8 protein-coding genes are annotated in these 18,805 nt (G+C 70.6%); all 8 read right to left on the bottom strand.

Annotated elements, in window-relative coordinates:
* Window positions 1-20: 20 nt before the first annotated feature.
* The gene (locus C1707_RS18880) at window positions 21-10,316 is read right to left on the bottom strand and encodes a two-partner secretion domain-containing protein (RefSeq protein ID WP_123170777.1); all 10,296 of its coding nucleotides are present in this window, start codon (window positions 10,314-10,316) and stop codon (window positions 21-23) included.
* A gap of 52 nt (window positions 10,317-10,368) precedes the next feature.
* Window positions 10,369-11,022 (bottom strand): hypothetical protein, encoded by a 654-nt coding sequence (locus C1707_RS18875; RefSeq protein WP_101715389.1) that lies wholly within the window; start codon window positions 11,020-11,022, stop codon window positions 10,369-10,371.
* A 2-nt stretch (window positions 11,023-11,024) separates the two neighbouring features.
* Window positions 11,025-12,821: a putative porin gene (locus tag C1707_RS18870; RefSeq protein ID WP_164467400.1), complete on the bottom strand. Its 1,797-nt coding sequence runs from the start codon at window positions 12,819-12,821 to the stop codon at window positions 11,025-11,027.
* A gap of 41 nt (window positions 12,822-12,862) precedes the next feature.
* Window positions 12,863-13,573, bottom strand: coding sequence for a TonB family protein (locus C1707_RS18865; protein WP_101715391.1), 711 nt, complete (start codon window positions 13,571-13,573; stop codon window positions 12,863-12,865).
* 4 nt (window positions 13,574-13,577) lie between these two features.
* Window positions 13,578-13,985, bottom strand: a complete 408-nt coding sequence (locus tag C1707_RS18860; protein WP_101715392.1) for an ExbD/TolR family protein — start codon at window positions 13,983-13,985, stop codon at window positions 13,578-13,580.
* A 25-nt stretch (window positions 13,986-14,010) separates the two neighbouring features.
* On the bottom strand, window positions 14,011-15,777 hold the full coding sequence (locus C1707_RS18855; protein WP_101715393.1) for a DUF2341 domain-containing protein: 1,767 nt from the start codon (window positions 15,775-15,777) through the stop codon (window positions 14,011-14,013).
* 46 nt (window positions 15,778-15,823) lie between these two features.
* Complete coding sequence (locus C1707_RS18850; protein ID WP_101715394.1) at window positions 15,824-17,425, bottom strand: ShlB/FhaC/HecB family hemolysin secretion/activation protein; 1,602 nt, start codon at window positions 17,423-17,425, stop codon at window positions 15,824-15,826.
* A 324-nt stretch (window positions 17,426-17,749) separates the two neighbouring features.
* On the bottom strand, window positions 17,750-18,745 hold the full coding sequence (locus C1707_RS18845; RefSeq protein ID WP_101715395.1) for a FecR family protein: 996 nt from the start codon (window positions 18,743-18,745) through the stop codon (window positions 17,750-17,752).
* Window positions 18,746-18,805 lie beyond the last annotated feature (60 nt).

Genomic DNA, 18,805 nt, shown 5'->3' with positions numbered 1-18,805 from the left:
GCCGGCCGAGCTGAACTGGGTCAGGCCGGCGGCGGCGATGTCGCCGCCGACGACGATGTCGCCGTCCCCCGAGCGATGTCGATGCGGCCGCCCAGGAGGTCGCCGCCGACCTTCATGGACACGTCGCCGCCGCCGTAGGTGATGAGCGCCTTGCCGGTCTGGCCCGAGACGTCGGCCGTGGTCACCGTGGTGTCGGCGGCCACGGTCAGGTCGACCACCTGGCCGCCGGCGGAGACGCGGATGTCGCCGCCGCCCAGCGTGCCGAGGCCCTCGCTGAACAGCTTGTTGTTGATGCGGATGTCGGTGATCCGCCCGACCTCTCCGACCCGCCAGGGCTGGGTCATGCTGCCGACGAAGGTGAGGCCGCGCACCGCGTTGGCGCCCGCGCCGATCCACGCGGCGGTATAGGCGTCACGACGGCTGAGGACGTCGCGCCCCGCCGTCAGCGTCACGTCGCCGCCGCCGTCGGCGTAGACCGTTTCGGCTTCGAGCAGGCCCTTCAGTCCGGGGGAGGCGCCCGTACCCGAGCCGTAGGCGTAGTTGGTCAGGCGCGGATCCGGTTGCGAATAGGCGCTCGGGTCGAGAAGCAGGGTCTCGCCCGTCGTGGGATCGATCACCGTCACCAGCGCCGGCCGCACGCGCGCGCCGGCGGTGTAAACCGCCGCGCCGCCGACCTGATAGCCCGAAGCCGCCGTGGTCTCCGCGCCGGTGGAAAGGTTGCGGTAGACCGGGGTCGCGCCGTTGCGCAGATCGATGTCGCCGGCCGCGGCGAGGCCGATCGAGCCCGTGCCGGTGCGGATCAGGGCCGCGGTCTGCACCGTCGTCACCGGCGGCGTGGTCGTGGAGCGGGGAGGGGTGTAGCTGGTCTTCAGCGTCGACCAGGAACCCGCCGCGAGTTTCAGGAAGCCGGCGGCCAGTTCCAGGGTGGTGGAGACCCCGGTCGGTGCGTTGGCGGGGCCGCTCAGCGTGTAGCGGCCCGGATACTGGGCGAAGTAGGCGCGGGCGTTCTGCGACAGGAACGATTGCACCGCCGCCGGCGCCGCGGAGAAGGTGATGCGGGTATAGGAGTTGGTCGTGAAGGCGGGATTGGCCGCCAGTTGGGCCTGCAGCCAGGCCTCCGCCGTGACCCGCTGGCCGTTGGTCGTGCCGAACAGCAAGGAGTCGGAGAAGCTGTTCGTGCCGGTGACCCCGCCGTAGCTGTAGGCGCCGCGACCGTCGACCGTCAGGCTGGCGTCCGAGCCGGCCTGGACGCGGGTCGTGTCGGCGCTGAAGCGGCCGGAGGGATCGCGCGCTGCGCCGGCCACCAGCTGATAGGACCAGGACTGCACGGCCTGCTGGCCGTTTCCGGTGTCGATGAGCGGGAAGAGGTCGGCGCTGGCGATCGGGTCGCCCGCGCCCGACGGACCCGAACCCTGCGCCGCCGCGCTGTTGGCGGCGGCCCGGTAGGGGGCCGGGTTGCCGGTGGCGGCCAGCTGGCTGCCGAGAGCGGCCGCGCCCGGGAAGGTGACGCTGATGACGTTGGTCGGCGAGCCCGCCGGGGTATAGGCCCCCACGGTGGCGCAGGATCCGACGCACGTGCCCGTCAACGAGCCGTTGTACACCCGCGAGCCGGCGCCCACGGCGGTGTTCAGGTAGGCCGGGTCGGTCTGATCGCCGAAGGTGAAGTAGCCGTCGGTGATCGACCCTTTCAGCGTCAGGTCGCCGCCGGCGCGCAGGGTGAGCGCGCCGGCCTCACCGGAAGCCTTGCCGCCGACGCGGTAGGTCATGTCGGTGAACCCGGCCAGCAGGTCGCCTTCGGAACCGGGTTTGACGTAGTAGGCGCCCGCTATGCTGGGATGGGCGGCCATCAGGCCCGCCGAGACCGCGCCGGACACGTCCACGACGCCCGCGGCCAGGTTCCAGTTCGACGCCAGGACGATGTCGCCGGCGTAGTTCAGCTCGACCCCGGGACGGGCGTGGAAGTTCGCGCCCGAAGCAAGTCCGCCGAGCTGGCCGTAGGCCGCCGATATGTCGAAGCGCCGGATGAAGTCGGCCAGGGCGCCGGCCGAGGTGTCCGACAGGAAATTGGGTTTGCCCGACGCGGCCAGATCCAGCGTGGCCACTCCGTTGCCGACCGTGACGCCGGAGAACTGACCTCCGGCGGCGATGTCGCCGAGGTCGTAGGCCTTGTAGCCCTCGACGGTGACGCTGTCGGCCCCAGTGACGACGCCGGCGAAGGCGATATTGACCGTCTGGGCGCCATCCGGGCCGATCACGGGCGCGCGCAGGGTCAGGGAGCCGCCGCGGTCGGCCTCGACGAGCCGGTAGTTGGTCACGCCGTTCTCGCGGGTCTCGACCAGGCGGGCCTGGTCGCGGGCCGCGCCGACGTCGATGCTCGCGCCGGCCTCCACCCGGATGCCGCCCGTCCCCACCGTGCCGATCAGCACCGATCCGCCCTCGGCCACGCGGGTGGCGTCGTCGCCATAGCCGGCGGCGCGGGCGTCTATCTTCGAGCCGCCGCGCAGGATCACGCCATCGGCGCCGATCAGCCGCACGTCGCCGCCGTTCACGCCGGAGACGTCGATGGTTCCGCCCACATCCACCCTGCCGCCGTCGGCCGTCAGGTACAGATTGTCGGCCTTGAGGGTCTGTCCGGCGGCCAGGGTCAGGTCGCCGGTTCCGGTCTGGATCGCCACGTGACCGGTGAAGGCGCCGTTCGTCACCGTCTGGAAGGTGGCCAGGTCGAAGGCGCCGCCCTGGTTCAGGAAGAAGCCCGCGCCCTTGCCCGGCGCCTTGGCCTCCAGGACGCCGCCGAAGCGCACCGCGCCCTTGGCGGCGTTGAGCGTCAGGTCGCCGGCCTCGCCGACGCCTCCGCCGACCGACAGGGTCGAGCCCGCCGCCAGGTCGATGTCGCCGGCGACCGAGGTCAGGGTCAGCGCTCCGCCGGAGGCGTAGACGAGATAGGGATCTGCCGCGTCGCCGAACGACTTCACGTAGCCGGGGGTGGCCAGGACAGCGCCCGCGCCGATCGTCAGGTCGTTCTGGGCGGTCAGTTTCAGCACGCCGGCCGAGGCGCGGAGCCGGGCTTGGGCGACATTGATGGTCGCGCCTTCGATGGCCAGGGTCGCGCCGGCCACGCCTTCGGGCAGGGTCACCGCGCCGCCGCCGCCGAGGATGTTCACCGCGCCGGTGGAGATCAGCGCCAGGGAGGGGATCACCGCCTTGACGCCCGAGCCGGTCGAAACGGCGCGGTCGGCGATCAGCGGGGCGGAGATCGTCAGCCGCGCGGCGCCAACGGTCAGCGAGCCGCGCCCTTGGTAGAACAGGCCGTCGCGGGCGCTGAGCGATACGCCGCCCCCCGCGCCCAGCACCTGGACGTCGCCGGAGCCGAAGACGAGGCTGGCGGCTTCGATCGACAGGCGCGCCGAGCCGCAGGCGGCGTTGCAGCCGGCGAGCTTGGCGTGGCTGTTGGCCAGGGTGAGCGTGCCGGCGGTCAGCTTGACCGAGGCGGCGTCCGGCGCGACCGCCAGGCCGCCGGCGTCCAGCACGAGATCGCCGAACGCATAGCTGCCGGAGGCGAAGTCGATCGCCGAGGGCGTGCTGAGGGTCAGGCGCTTGGCCGCGCCCAGCGCGCTGGCCAGGCGGGAGGTGATGACCAGGCCGCGCAGGTTCGCGCCGTTCTCGGCGAAGTGCATCTCCGCGGCGCCCAGCCCGAGGTCGACGGCCGAGAGATTGGCCAACGGGTTGATGGTCAGGTCGTGGCTGGAATTGAGTAGCACCGACGCGCCGCTCAGGGTGGCCGCGCCGATGTGCAGCGTCGCCGTGTCGGCGCCGGCGTCGAGGTTGGTCCGCGTCACGGCGCGGGCCGGCCCGTTGGATACGCGCACGAGCGCGCCCTTGCCGCTGAGGTCCGAGGCCGAGCCGTCGACGAGGTACGCGCCGGTCCGGGCGTCGGAAGTCGAGCCGCGCGCGACGATGGCCGCGTCGTCGTCGAGGACGATGGATCCGCCGTTGTCGACCGCCAGCAGGATGTCGGGCGCCGCCAGGGCGTGGCTGGCGTTGTTGGCGACCTTGATGCTGGTCGCCGAGGCGCGGATGCTGGTCGTGCCGTCGGCGTTCTCGATGCGCGAGCCGCCGATCAGCAGGCTGTCGACATTGAGGTTCGACAGCTGGTCGGCGTCGAGTTGGATCTGGCCCGCGGACGGGGCGCCGATCTCCGAGACGATGACGATGTTGGAGCCGCTGATGTCGGCCTGGGCGCCTCGGCCGCCGGCGGCCGGCGCGGTCTCGAAAGTTCCGGCCAGGGTCAGGGAGTCGATCGGCTGGATGGTCAGCCGCGCGGCGTCGGTCGGCAGGCGCGGGGCGACGGTTCCGGCCTTCTGCGCCTGGTCGGAGAAAGCGAGCGTGGCCGAGGTCAGGGCGATGTTGGAGTAGCTGCGCAACACCGTCTGGCTGTCGACGGCGAACATCCGCAGCTGGGAGTCCTCCTGGCCGTTCAGGCCGCCGTAGCGGCCCGACACCAGCACCGAGCCGTCGCGGCGCGTCTGGGCGACGCCCGGAGCGGCGTTCAGGCCGGTCGCCTCGACCACGCGCATGCCGCCGGGCAGGGTGGCGTACTGGGCCGGCAGCAAGGTGTACCAGCCCGCCGCGAAGTTCGGGCCGCCGCTGAGATAGACGCGCTTGCCCACGGCCGACGCGCCATAGAGGTCGCCGTAGTTGGCCGAGTAGATCGGGTCGAACGGAGCCACCGCGGCGTCGGACAGGCCCGGCACGATGGCGTAGACCTGGCGACGATCTGCATACTGATAGCCGCCGTTGCCGCTGAAGGCGTCGGGGTTGTACTGGCTGAGCACGTCGCGCGAGCCGCCGACGCCCGGGATGAATTCGTAGGCGTAGACGTCGCCGCCGCCGGTCAGCCTGACCGTCGCGCCCGACTGGGTGACGATGTCTCGCCCGGCCAGGTTCAGCACGCCCGTCGGCGGGCCGGTGAGCGGCTGGGCGCTGACCGGATTGAAGTAGTATTCCTTCTGGTCGGTCGTCACGCCGTAGGGGATCGACAGGCCGTCGGCCGACACCGAGGTGAGACCGCCGTCCGCCAGCACGACCGAACCGGTGGCGGGCGCGAAGGTCGCGCCGTTGCGGACCATCGCCGTCTGGGCGCCGAGGGTCAAAGTACCGAGCGGAGCGCGCAGGACGCCGCCCTGGACGATGCTGGCGGCCTGGAAGCTGAGATTGCTGCCGGCGGAGTAGGGCGTGGAGGCAGTGGCGGCGCTGGACCGGCCGATGGCGATCAGGCCGTCGCCGGCCGTGGAGCTGACGGCGTAGGTCGAGCCGGTCGTGGCGTAGACCTGGCCGGCGACCAGCGACAGGTCGCCGTTGACCGCCAGGTGACCCGCGAGGCTCGGCGCCGGTGAAGTTCCGGGCAGAGCGAAAACGGTCTCGTAGGGGCTGACGCCGGTGAAGCGCAGGTCGCCAGCCACGTTGAATCTGGTCCTGGCGACCGAGCGGTCGAACAGCACCGCTCCGCCCACGTCCATCAGCTTGGCGTCGAAGGTGACCTGGCCGTCGCCGGCCACGCCGACGGCCGGCGTGCTCAGGCCCTGGAAGGCGCCGCCCAGCGAGACGTAGGCGGCTTCGATGCGCAGGTTTCCGGTCGCCCCCACAATGGGGGACAGGCTCTGCCGATAGGCCGCGTCGGTCAGCGGGGTTACGCCGTCCCAGGTTTTGGACGTCAGGTAGAAGGCCGAGCCGAGCCGAAGGTTCACGTCGCCTTCGCCGCGCAGCGATCCCTGGACGACCAGGGTGTCGAAGCCGGCCGTCTCGATGGCCTGGGCGGTCAGGGTGTTGCGGGCGGGCGCCGCGGCGGCGTCGCCGGTCAGCACAAGGTCGGTCATGGCCAGCACGCCGCCGGCCGCCTGCGCGGCGCCGCCTTCGGCGCGGATCGTGGCCCCGGCGATGACGCCGCCGGTTCCCAGGCTGAGCGTGCCGCCGTTGCTCCATTGCTCGGTGGCGGCGTAGGTCCCGAAGGCGGTCGGCTGGTCGTAGACGTCGCTGGCGCCGGAGATGTCGATCACCGCGCCCTTGGCGGCGTTCAGCGCAAGGCCGACGACATCCTCGCGCAGGCTCGGCTGGGTGGTGGAGTTGGAATAGGGCGAGGACCCGCCGATCGGGGGCGCGACCCCGACGATCGTGCCGACGTCGCCCTTGGCGGTCGCCGTCAGCAGGGCGCCGCCGTTCCAGACCCGGCCGGTGACGATCTGGCGACCGTTGGTCACCGCCGAGGCGTAGGGGTTGCGGATGCTGACGCCGGAAAGGTCGGTCACGCTGCCGGCGTCGAGCTGCACGCCGACATCGGCGTCGAGCGCGCCCAGCAGGTAGATCGGGCCGCGGGCCACCTGGGCGTTCGTGCGCCTGGGGTCGATCTTCGACATGGCGTTCGGATCGACCGTGCCGTCGGCGCGCGTACTGAACACCTCCGAAAGGTCGCGCACGGCGACCGCCGGCGTGGCGGTCGTGCCGACATAGAAGTTTGGCAGGGTGGCGTTCTGCACGACCTTGCCGCCATGCAGGCGGATGGTCCCCTGGCTGAGAATCTTCGAGGCGCCGATCGTCGAGCCGGCCGCGCCGACGATCTGACCGCCCTGCGCGACCTTCAGCTCCACCAGGCCGCCGAAGGTGAGATTGACGCCCAGCTGGTCCCAGGCCTCGGTCGGCACGGACGCCGTCAGGACGTCGGAGACCCTGCCGCCGGACTTCAGTCCCATGAGCGCGGCGGTCTGGGCGGTCGTCGGCCGGATCGTGTAGCGCGACTGGCTGAGGTTCAGGCTCTGGCCGGCGCCGATGGTCAGGGTCTGCGTCGACAGCACGGCGTTGTAGCCGCCGAGGCCGCTGAGGGTGTTGGGCGTCAGCGAGGTTCCGTACGACTTGATGTCGTAGTTGGCGAAACCGCTGGCGGAGAAGAAGTCGAGATCGAGATTGGTCCCGGTCAGGGCGCGGCCCTGGCCGAAGGCGATGGCCGGGGTGGTCAGGCTGAACGTGCCGCCGCCGCCGAAGCCGTGGCCGCGGATCACACCCTGGCCGATCGAGACCTTGGCGTTCATGGCGTCGGGATTGAGCGTCGTGGGCAGGCCGTCGAGGCGGATGCCGGGCCAGCCCCCGTCGCTGGGCGTGCCGACCGGATTGTAGCCGATCTGGAAATAGGTGGTGTCGTTGGTCAGGCTGACGTCGCCGCCCTTGGCCGTCAGGACCAGGGCGCCGTCCGAGGTCACGTAGCCGCCGCCGGAAACGTCGATCAGCGAGCGCTCGCCGTCCAGCAGGATGCTGCCGCTGAGATCGACGTTGGCGGCCGGAGACGCGGCGTTCGACGTCGCCGGATAGAGCAGCTTTCGAGCCGCGACGTTCAGCGAGACCTTGCCGCCGTCGGTGTAGGCCGAGCCTCGAAGCGCCTCGCCGGTGGTTCCGTAGTCGTTGATCCACAGGCCCGCCGTCGAAAGCGAGCCGTTGACGACGATGTCGTAGTCGCCCGGCTTGGCCGTCTTGGTCTCGAAGATCGAACCAAGGCCATAGGTCGTCAGGTCGATCAGGCCCGAAGCGGCGGTGATCGAACCGTCGATGGTGATCTTGCCGCCGGTCGCGGCGCTGAACACGCCGCCGGGCGTCATCACGACGTCGGCGTCCTTTTCGACCGTCAGGCTGCCCGAGGTGGTCAGGTTCAGCTGGCCAAGGCCCATTTCGGCCAGGGTGTCCGCGCCAAGCGTCAGCGTCTTGCGAACCTCGGGCGCGGGAAGGGACTCTTCGGCCCGCGTCGGGATCACCAGATTGCCCGCGCCGTCGACCGAGACGCTTCCGCCGTACGACAGGCCGCCGCCGAGGATCGGCGAGGCACCGTCGACGATCCGGATGTCGCCGCCGCCGCTGACCGTGCTGCTGCCGTTGACGAGGCCCAGTTCCTGGATCGACAGCAGGCCGCCGACCGGCAGCTGCGAGGCGGCCGCCTGCAGGCGTCGCTGGTCGCCGTAGATCGTGGTCTTGCCCGTGCCGACCTGGGCTTCCTGGCGCTGCAGCAGGCCGGGGAAGGCGTCGGCGTAGACCGTGCCTTCCAGCAGCGGCTGGGAGGTCTTGATGGTCAGCGAGCCGGCGTCGCGGCCCTCGCTGTAGCCGTCCTGGTAACGCGCCCCGGTCAGCAGCGGGTTGGCGTAGGTGCGGGCCTCGTTGAAGCGCGGCTGGTTGTGGATGAAGCCGCTGTAGATGCCCACATAGACGCCGTTGGGATCGGCCTGGCTGATGTCGACGATCGCGCCGCTGACGTCGACCAGCTTGGTGGTTCGCACCATGCCGGCCTGATAGTTGACCCAGCCGCCGCTGATGTCGATCTGGGCGCCGCTCTTGACGATGACGTCCGAGGCGCGGGCGACGCCGCCGGCCGCGGGGGTGACGGCCGTGCCCAGGGTGATGTCGCCGCCCTTGGTCATCAGCTCCGAGGCGGTGATGCCGACCTGCTGGGCGTAGCTGGCCGCCGACACCAGGGGCGAGCCGATCCACGCGAAGCCGTCGTCGCGCACGCCCGACAGGCGCGGGTCCAGATAGAGCGTCGCACCGGAGAGGAAGCTGTTGCGCAGAGCCGGGGTGTCGGCCAGCTCGTTGCCCTTGACCGGCGAGATCGTCACGCTGTTGCGCGACGACGAGATCAGCACGTTCTTCAGGCCGGAGACGTCGATCGTCGCGCCGCTGTCGATGAAGATCCGCGATCCGGCGCTCGTGTTGCCGGCCTGGTCCAGATAGGTGGTGTCGATGCCCGGCGCGGCGCCGACGCCCACCTTGGCGCTCGGCGCATAGATCAGGCTGCCGGAGGCCATCTCGACCGCCGAGGTGGCGTCGCCGATGGTGATCCGGGAGGTCTTGAAGTCGCTCAGCGACTTGAAGTCCTGCGGGATCGTGCCGTCGTCGTCGGGAGTGATGGCGATGACGCTGCTCGGGGCCAGACGGATCTGGCCGCCCTGCAGTTCGACATAGCCGTTGCGCGCCACGCTGGTGGTGGCGGTGATGACGCCGGAATTGATCACCGCGCCGCCCCGGGCCGCCATGAGCGAGGCGTAGCCCTCGGTCGACTGGATGATCCCGCGGTTCTCGACATAGAGGGCGGAGGCGTAGCTGTCGTCGACGCCCGTGGAGACCTTCAGGCCGCGGATATCGGGCGTGGCGCTGCCGGCCGCGCCGGTCGAGGCCTCGAGGCGCACGGTGCGGCCGGCCGCCAGACTGACCTGGCCGCGGTCGGCGAGCAGCGTGCCCCCGTTGGTGATCTTGGGTCCGGCCAGGATGACGTAGCCGCCGGCGGCGGCGGTGATCTGGGCGCCGGCCTCGACCGTTATCGCGCCCTCGAGGCGGGTTTCGTTGACGGTGAGCGCGATCTGCTGGGCCGACAGCGTGTCGGCGGCGGCCTGGCCTGCGGTCACCTGGCTGGCCGCGCCGAGCAGGCCGAAGTTCAGGAACTCTTCGTTTCGGTCGGCCAGGGTCAGGGTCTGGGTGGTCGCGTTCAGGGTGCGGGTCTGGCGGCCGATCTCCAGCGTCGAGGCCAGCAGCGAGCCGGTGTTGATCTGGGCGTTCTTGCCGAAGATCACGCCGTTCTGGTTGATCACCAGGACCGTGCCCTGGGCCTTGATCGAGCCGAGGATCTGGCTGGGCGCGGCGGCCGCTCCGGTCCGCATGCCGGTGGCGGGGTCGAGCTGGCCGACCACGCGGTTGAGCACGACCCAGTCCGGCTTGGCGACGCCGTTCTGGCTCTGGTCGAAGTTCAGCGTGGTCTGGGCGCCGACGTTGAAGGTCTCCCACGACAGCACGGCGCGCGAGTCGGTCTGCTTGACGTCGACCTGCACCGAGCCGTCGGCCTTGGTCGTCTGGGTGGGTAGTTGGGCGCCGGTCCACAGCGACAGGCCCAGGCCCGTGTTCTTCGTGGTCGGATTGGCCACGGGCGCCAGGCCGCCGGGAGCAAGGCCGTTGGGCACGGCCGCGCCGCCGCTGGCCTGCCGCGCCGCCGCCTGGGCCTGGGCGGCCAGAGTCACCGCCTGCTGGGCCTTGGAAGCATTGCGCAACGCACGGGCCGCCGCCGCCTGAGCCGCGGCGGACTGACCGCCGGTGGACAGGCCTGGCACGACGGGCACGGCCACGGAGGGCGCCCCCGCGCCGGTCGCGGCCGGCAGGCTCGCCGCGCCCCGCAGGCTGGCGACCTGGGCCCAGGCGCCGCCGCCCAGCGCGATGAACGCCACCAGGCTGGCCCCGCCGAGAAGCTGCGAGCGCGCCCGCCGGACGCCGGCGTCTCCGTGGGTGTTGTGGGCGGTCATGTCGAACTCTCGCTAACGGGCGGGCGTCTTCGGTGGGCTCTGGAAGCGGCGGCTATTGCGGCGGGCGGGCTTCGGCGGGCGGTCGCACGTCGAGGCGGCTGTCGTAGATCCGGTCGCCGAAGTCCTGTTCCAGCTTCTGGATGCGGACGCGATGCAGCCCGGTCAGGGGCTCCTTGCGCGCCAGCACGTCGGCGACGCCCACGTTCGACAGCGTTTCCAGGACGTCCTTGGCGACGGCGATCGCCTGATCGTTCTTGGCGCGGGCCAGCCGCAGGGCCTCGTCACGCTGGACGACCTCGGTTTTCAGCTTGTCGCGCTCGGTCACTGCCTGGTCGCGCTCGGCCGTCAGTTGGGCAGCCTGGGCGCGGGCGGTCTCGGCTTCGGCGCGGGCTTCGGCGACGCTCTGTGTAAGGGCGTCGATCTTGCCGGTGTCGACCACGGGCGCGGCCGCCTTGCGACGGGCGGCGCGCAGCTGGCCCTCGGTTCCGGAGAGGCGGCGACGCAGTTCGTCGCGTTCCTTCTCGGCGGCGTCCTTCTGGGCGGTCAGGGCCGCCTGCCGGCTCTGGGCCCCGCGCAGCTCGGCGGTGACGGCGACCAGCTGGGTGCGCAGGCGATCCTCGAGGCTCTGGGCGAAGGCGGGCGAGGCCAGCAGCGGGAGGAGGGCGCTGGCGGCCATGGCGGCGATGGAGGAGGAGCGGCGGGCCATGATCAGAACTTCACGTTCAGGTTGATCTGGCCGACGTCGATCGACAGCGGCGGCCCCGACACTTCCTTGGCGCTGAGCCAGCGGGCCTGGATGTTGGCCCCGTTGAGGACGCCCACCGTGGCCGTGATGAAGTAGCCCTTGGCGTTGGTGCCGCCGAGGTGGAAGTCGGAGTCGGTGTAGGCGTCGATCATGGAGTCGGCGGCGATGTGCTTGTAGCCGCCGGTCAGGCTCCACTGGCCCAGCTTCTCGGGCGCACGGTCGCCATAGGTGGCGCGCAGCATGAAGGCGTTGGGACCGCTGCGGAAGCGCGGGGCCGGTGCGCCCGGGGCGCGCGTCGCGCAGACATTGGTGTCGTCGCTGCCGGCGACGGTGATGACGTTGTTCACCGGCAGGCCGGACTGACCGTAGCGGCAGGCGTCCCTGTAGCGATAGGCGGTGTTGCGGACGTAGTCGGCGCTCAGCACCAGGCTGCGGCGGGCCGACAGCTTCAGGTCGAACTCGGTCGTCAGGTTCAGGATGTCGTAGTCGAACAGCAGGCCGGCGTACTGCGGATTGGGGGCCAGGCCCTCCGCCAGCGACGGATCAGGCACCACGTTGCGGATCAGGAAGAGCGTGTTGCCCTTCTGCATGAAGGCCGGACGGGTGAAGTCGGTCGAGCACTCGCGAACGCCGGTGTACAGGTAGCAGGGCTCCGACAGCAGGCCGCGGTCGTACTGGAACTGGTAGAAGGCCGCCCCGGCGCGCCAGTCGAAGCGGTCGTTGGCCCACTCCAGATAGCCTTGGCCGCCGAACATCCACTTGGTCTTCACGCCCATCTTGTTGGGGCTGTTGGCGGGGAAGTTGCCGTCCTGGTAGTCCAGCAGGAAGGCGCCGTAGATGCCGGTGAGGGTCACGCCGTGATCGGGCAACAGGCCGATCCGCGCGCGCGCCGTGCCGCCGTCGAAGTTCAGGTCGGGGTCGTAGAGCAGGTCGGTGGTGAAGAACGGATTGGGCATGCGGCCCACGGCCCCGCCGATCCACGGTTGGGGCCGCACCTCGACATAGGCCTGGTCCAGCCACAGCTGCTTCTTGGTCAGTCCGCCGCCCATGATCTGCGAGGTCGAGACGGGGGTGTTGTTCTGGCCCGTGGCGATGCGGAGCTTGGCGGTGATCTGGTCGGACACCTCGGCCTGGACGGCCAGGCGTGCGCGCAGCGACAGCTGATTGTAGCGGTCCTTGCGGGTGTTGATGAACGGCAGGCCGCCGGGATTGGTGATGTAGTTGATGTCGGTGGGGCCGTTGGCGTTCAGCGCCGCGAAGTCGATCAGGCCTTCGCCGGGCTGGCTGATCGACGGACCGATGTTGGATTTAGAGTAGACCTCGAACTGGTCGCGCATGCGCAGATCGCCGCTGATCGAGACGCGGCGGGTCCATTCGGGGATCTGTTCGGGCTGAGCCCAGTTCTCGCTCCGGGCCTGGGCCATCACTTCCTGGCGGATCTCGTCGCGGATCTGGTTCTTCACCACTTCGGGCACGTACGGAATGCGGGTGACGCCCGGCGCGACCGGCGGGGCAGTGGCCATGGGAGCGGCCGCCCGGCCGGCGGCGGTCTGGCGCTCGGCCTCGGCCAGCAGTTCGTCGGCCGAGCTCTGGCTGACGACGCCCTGCTTCACCAGCAGGCGCAGCAGGTTGACGCTGAGTTGGTCGGAGGGGGCGGTCTCGGCCTGGGCCGGCGCGACGGCCGCGCCGAGCGCCAAGGCGCCGGCCAGCCCCACGCCGCCCAGAAGACGGCGGCGACGCCCGTTGGTCGCGAAAGTCATGCATATCCCCCGAATTGTCGGCTTGCGGATGGCGGGCGAGGTCATGTCTTGCGACCTCGAAGGACCACGCGGGCCGGGAACCTGATTTGCGGCGGCGGCGCCTGATCGACGCGGCCGACGGACTGGATGGCGGCGATCAGCGTCTTGTCGGTGCGCTCGTCGCCGCTGGAGCGGAGAATCTCGACGCGGGCGATCGCGCCGTCGGGTCGGATCCAGATCTGCACCTGGGCGGTGAAGGCCAGGCGGTTGATGCGGTTGTCGGCCTGAACGGCGCGTTGCAGCACGCCGTCCAGGTAGCGGGCGTAGCCGGCTTCGGCGAAGCCGCCGCCCGCGCCGCCGGGCTTGTCCGACCCGTTCGGATCGCCGCCTACGGCCACGCCGCCGCCACGGCCCGCGGCCACGCCGAACGCGTCGGCTCCGGCCTGGGGCGGACCGTTGATGGTCAGCTGCTTGGGCGCGTCGGACTTGGGTGCGGGCTCGGGCTTGGGCGTGGGCGACGGAACGGACGTCTCCACGACCGTCTTCTCCGGCTCGGGCGGCCGCTCCTTGGGCGGCGGCGGAGGCGGCGGAGGCGGCGGGGTCAGCGCCACGAGCGGGGGCGGGGCGGTCTCGCGCCGCGCGCCCGACGTGTCTGTCGCCAGTCGCCAGACGCCGATCGCGATGACCGCGACGACCGCCACGGGCACGGCCACGCGGGCGACGCCGCGCAGGCGCTCCGGCCAGCTGGTCCGGGCAGGCTCGATGGGCGGCACGACCTCAGCCCTTCTCGGCGCGGCCGGTGACCAGGCCGACCTGGTTGAGCTCCAGCCGGCGCAGCAGGTCCAGCACGTCCATCACCTTCTGGTACTGGACGGCGGCGTCGCCCTTGACCACGACCGGGAAATCGGGCTCGGCGGCCTTGGCTGTCCGCAGCCGCTCCTCCAGGTCCGCCATCGTCACCGGGTAGGCGTCCAGGAACACGTCGCCGTTGTTGTTGACGGTGATGGCCTTGGTCTTGGGCTTGGCCAGGCTCGCCGAGGTGCTCGCCTTGGGCAGGTCGACCTTGATGCCTTGCACCGAGGCCGTCGTCATGATGATGAAGATCACCAGCAGCACGTAGGCCAGGTCGAGCATCGGGGTGATGTTGATGTCGTCGTAGGGCTTGTCTTCGTCTTGGACCTGCATGGCCGTATCTCCTTGGACGCGCCAGCTATTCGGCGGCCTGGGCGTAGCCCTGGTCGCTGTATTGCTCGGAGATGCGGGTGATGAACTCGTCGACGAACACTTGCATGTTCGCCTGCACGGCCTTGTTGCGCGTGAGGATGTAGTTGTATCCGAACAGCGCCGGGATCGCGACGCCAAGGCCGGCCACGGTGGCCAGCAGGGCGGCCGAGATGCCGGGCGCGATGGCGTTGACGTTGACGTCGCCGGCTTCGGCGATGGCCGCGAAGGTGATCATCACCCCGACCACCGTGCCCAGCAGCCCAAGGAACGGGCCGCCCGAGATCGAGATCGTCAGCAGCACCATGGCCTTGGCCAGCTTCTGGGTCTCGCGGACATAGGCCGCGTCCATCAAGGCGCGGATCACCTGGACGGCCTCGGCGCGCAGCACCAGGCGTCCCGGGCCGCGCGAGCGGCGCACGATCTCGTCGGCTCCGGCCTGGTAGAGCCGCAGCACCGAGGACTCGCGCAACTTGCGGGCTTCGGCCGGGTCGAGGCGGGTCATGGCCAGCATGTCCTCGCCATGGTCGCGGAACTGGCTCAGGAAGCGCTCGTTGGCGCGGTCCGACGCGTTGACGAAGCGGGTCTTGCTCCACATCACCCACCACGACGCCGCGGCCATGATGCTGAGGATGGCGATGACGACCCAGGCGTCGACGGTGACCGACTTGATGATCACGCCGAAGTGGCCAAAGCCCATGCCGGACTGCTTCTCGTCGACGACGAAGGCGATCAGCCGGGCGTCCGGCCCCTGCGAGGCGGCGTCGAGCTGGATCTGGGCGGCGGAGCGCGCCACGCGCGAGAACCGCACCTCGTCCATGCCGGCCTTCAGCGGCTGGAGGCCGCCTTCCGGCAGGTCGCCGCCGAGGGCGATAGGGCCCGACAAGGCGGGCAGGGCGGCCGAAGCCTGGCCCGCCGGCTTGCCGTCGACATAGAGGCTGACGGTCGCGCCGTCGGCGACGACCGCCAGGTGGCTCCAGCGGCCCTGGGTCAGGGGGGCGGCGGCGTTGATCGTCTGGCCGCCGACTTCGACGAAGGGCACGCCGTTGTCCAGGCCCACGGCCAGGGCGCCGGCGCCGTCGCGACGGGCGAGCACCGCCGCGCGCGGCTGCAGCTCGTCAGGGCGGACCCAGGCGCTGAAGGTGAACGGGCCGCCGGCCTTGGTCGCCAGCGAGGGCGAGCCGGCCACGATCATCGGACCGGCGCCGATGAACTGCGCGCCGGCGCCGATCGCCGAGGCGTCCTCGATCGTCGCCGGGGCGGTCTGGGCGATGTTGTTGTAGGCCGTGACGTCCTTGGGCGGCGCGTCGCGGGCGCCGTCGAAGTGATAGACGGCGGTGTAGTCCGGATCGAACGTGCCCTTGGCGTCGCCGCCGGCGGCGGCGTCCTTGGCGCCGTAGTACAGCCAGATCGACTGATTGGCGCCCGCCTTCACCTGGGGGGCGTCGATCCACACCAGGCCCACGCCCAGCAGCGGGTCGAAGCTCTCGACGTGGAAGGCCAGGGGCGTCTTGTCGTCGCCCGAGATGATGCGGATGTCGGATCCGTTCGGGGCGGCGTCGGCGAAGTTGAAGTTGCCGCTGTGCAGCCGCACCAGCACGGGCGAGCGGCCCGCGTCGCCCTTCAGTTCCAGGCCCTTGGGCGTGGTGTCGAGGTCGAGGCGGATGCGATAGGGCCATTCCTTCTTCCACCAGGCCAGGGCGCTGGTGGGGACGGTGGCGGCGGCCATGGCCGCCACGAGGCCGAGGGCCGCCATGAGGAGTCGCGCGGCCCTGCGGGGGGCGCTCGCCGAGGGACGCATTCTAGAACTCCGCTTTCAGGCTGAAGTTGACGTAGGCCCGGTCTCCGCCGCCGCGGCGGGTGGGCCCGTTCTTGAGGGGGAAGGCGGCGACGATGTCGCCGTTCAGGCGCTCGAGCAGCTGGAAGCGTGTTCCCAGGCCGGCGCTGTAGATCAGCATGTCCTGCTTCTGGTCGACGTCGGGGGCGAGCACCCAGAGGCTGGCGGCGTCGACGAAGCCGTAGGCCCGCCAGTCGCGCAGCAGCTTGGGATGGCTGTCCAGAAGCGCCGGGCTGCGCAGCTCGAACGACAGGTTCACGCCGTTGTCGCCCAGGGTCTCGGCCGCCAGGAAGCCGCGGACGCTGGAGGCGCCGCCGGCCGAGAACTGCTCGCTGGAGACCAGCGGACTGTCGGAGATCTGGCCCGAGAACCGGCTGTTGAGCTGCAGGCCCAGAGGCAGGGGTTGCAACTGCTCCAGCTCGACGTTGACGTGGACGAAGTTGGCCCGGGCGTCGAGGCGCTTGGTCTGGAACCCGTCGTCGTCGTCGCCGAGGCCGCGCATGTTGGCCGTGACCGAGAGGCTGGCCGTCGTGACCGACTTGGCCTGCCGGCGCAGGGTGTAGGTCGCCGTCAGCGGCCAGTAGTCGACCCGGCCGGGGCTGACCTTCTCGTCGGCCAGTCGCGCCAGGTCGTAGAAGTGCTTGTAGTCGACGCCGACCGAGAGGCTCTGGCTGATGTCGTGAAAGCTCGCGAACTGGTAGATGCCGCGCAGGCCCACCGTCGCGCCCTGGCCGAGCACGTTGACGCCGCCGATCGTGGCCACGTCGCTGTCCGACTTGAAGGCGTAAGCCAGCACGCTCCACGGCGTGTTCCAGATCGGAGCGACGTAGGAGGCGGCATAGACCTGGGAGTCGTCGGGCCGCTCGGGCGCGACGAGATAGGTCAGCGAGAGGGTGTGTCCCTTCTGCCAGAGGTTCTCGTAGCGCAGGTTGGTGTTCAGGCGCAGGGACTTGGTCGAGGCGCTGCGGTCGTTGTTCACCTCGAGCGAGCCGTGCAAGGGGGACTGGTCGGTGACCTGAAGGTCGACGTCCAGCGTGCCGGGGGCAGCGCCTGGGCGGACGAGGGGGGTCACCTGGCGGCCGGGCAGCCGGTTGGCCTCGGTGATCTCGGCCTGGGCCTGGTTGAAGTCGGCCACCTTGCCCTCGGACAGCGAGGGTATGGCTTTGCGCACCTCGTCCAGGGCCGAGTATTTCGAGCCGGTGACGCGGACGCGGCCGATCGGGGTCTCGACCACCTTCAGCCGCACCACGCCCTCGGCCACGGTCTGGCGCGGCACCTCGACCACGACCGACTGATAGCCCTTGGCGTGATAGGCCGCTTCGAGCGCCTGCTGGGCGGCCGCCACGTCGGCGCGCGTGCGCCCGGGGCCGAGGTGAGGATAGATCGCCAGTTCCAGGCTTGCCTGGTCGAGCAGGCTCGCGCCCTCGACGTCGATGGCGTTGATGTCGAAGCGCGGTTCGGACGGGTCCGGAGCGTTTTCCTGGGCGTTGGCCCCGGCGGCCGAGAGCGCGGCCAGGCTTCCCGCGACCGCCAGCCAGGCATGCCGCGCCTTCGCCCGAGACGACATGCGCCATCGACTGGCCGATACTGCCCCTGGAAGCTTGCGCACCTAAACTCATCCCCCGACGGAAAGCCGGCAAAGCGCGCCGGCTTTCAATACTCGATCTCCTGCGCGGATGAACGCGCAAGTAAGCGCCCGCTGAAGTGGCGCTGTATGCAATTCGATTTTCGGATTAGACGAGTATAGCTGTGCGGATCCGTGCGGATATTTCCGCAACGATCCTAGTCACCAGGTTGGCCGCCTGATGGGCTGTTCTCATCTTCCGTCATGGAAGAAGACAAGGAACGGCGGGAGGGGCGACAGGATTTGTCGTGAACTTTTTGCGTCAGTCTAGCTGACCAGCACCAGTCCGCCCGGCAACCGGGTGATCTTGGCGCCGGTCAGGCGGCGCACCTGTTCGGCGGCGCCGTCGATCCGGCTGATCTGGAAGACGCCATAGACCGGTCGACGGCCAAGCGCCGGGTCGACGAGCACGATCCGTCCGCGGCGGTAGCGGTTGATCTCGTCGACCACCTGCTGCAGCGGCGCGTCGCGGAAGACCAGAAGGCCGCTCAGCCAGCTGACGGCGACGCCGGGGTCCACGCTGTGGACGCCTCCGAGGCCCTTGCGATCGTAGACGACCTGGCTGCCGCTGGTCAGCGTCACGGCCTGGCCGCCACGCGCGACCCGCGCCTCGCCAGCGATGCAGGTGACGCATACGGTCGCGCCGTCCTGGCGCACGTTGACGCGGCCGTCGCGGGTGGAGGTTTCGCCGAGCCCGGCCTTGATCACCACGGGCGTGCGGGCGGCCACGGCGGCCTCGCCGGAAATCAGCTTGATCTCGGCGCCTCGCGCGGTCTGGTCGACCGACGCGCGGGTCTGGGTGTTGAACTCGGCCGACACGCCGCTGGCCACGGCGATGCTGCGGCGCTGGCCCTTGTCGACGCGATAGTCAGGCCGGTCGCCCGTCGCGGCCGACCAGATGTCGTCGGACGACCTTAGCACGGCGTAGCCGCCGACCACCGAGGCGGCGATGCTTCCACCGATCATGGCGCGACGCGACATCGTCGCCTTGCGTGCGGCGCGGGGCGGGCGGAGCGCGGTCTCGGAAGCCGTGCTGGGGGCGCACGGTTGGGCGCGGGCTTCCAGCACGGCGTCGCGCACCGCTCGGCGAAAACGCACGGCCTCGACGAAGGCGGCCTCGTGGTCGGGCTTTTCCGCGCGCCAGCGGGCGAGCTCGTCGACCTCCTCCGGCGTCATCTGCCCGGAGAGCGCTCGGTTGATCCACTCCAGGCCGCGAGCCTCGATCGGATCGAGCGCTGCTGAGTCGGTAATGGGAGCGCTCATCGTGTCCGCATGGTCTCTCGACGCCGGCGTCGCCGGCGGGTCAAAGCTCGCAATTCATAA

It is taken from the genome of Caulobacter flavus (assembly GCF_003722335.1).
GTDB classification, from domain to species: Bacteria; Pseudomonadota; Alphaproteobacteria; order Caulobacterales; family Caulobacteraceae; genus Caulobacter; species Caulobacter flavus.
The sequence above is the reverse complement of the archived record's forward strand: the minus strand, read 5'-3'. Positions and strand labels throughout refer to the sequence as shown.

Excerpts from the sequence above, each read along its gene's own strand:
- C1707_RS18880 (WP_123170777.1), bottom strand. The coding sequence starts at position 10,316 with ATGACCGCCCACAACACCCACGGAGACGCCGGCGTCCGGCGGGCGCGC.
- C1707_RS18875 (WP_101715389.1), bottom strand. The coding sequence starts at position 11,022 with ATGGCCCGCCGCTCCTCCTCCATCGCCGCCATGGCCGCCAGCGCCCTC.
- C1707_RS18870 (WP_164467400.1), bottom strand. The coding sequence starts at position 12,821 with ATGACTTTCGCGACCAACGGGCGTCGCCGCCGTCTTCTGGGCGGCGTG.
- C1707_RS18860 (WP_101715392.1), bottom strand. The coding sequence starts at position 13,985 with ATGCAGGTCCAAGACGAAGACAAGCCCTACGACGACATCAACATCACC.
- C1707_RS18855 (WP_101715393.1), bottom strand. The coding sequence starts at position 15,777 with ATGGCGGCCCTCGGCCTCGTGGCGGCCATGGCCGCCGCCACCGTCCCC.
- C1707_RS18850 (WP_101715394.1), bottom strand. The coding sequence starts at position 17,425 with ATGTCGTCTCGGGCGAAGGCGCGGCATGCCTGGCTGGCGGTCGCGGGA.
- C1707_RS18845 (WP_101715395.1), bottom strand. The coding sequence starts at position 18,745 with ATGAGCGCTCCCATTACCGACTCAGCAGCGCTCGATCCGATCGAGGCT.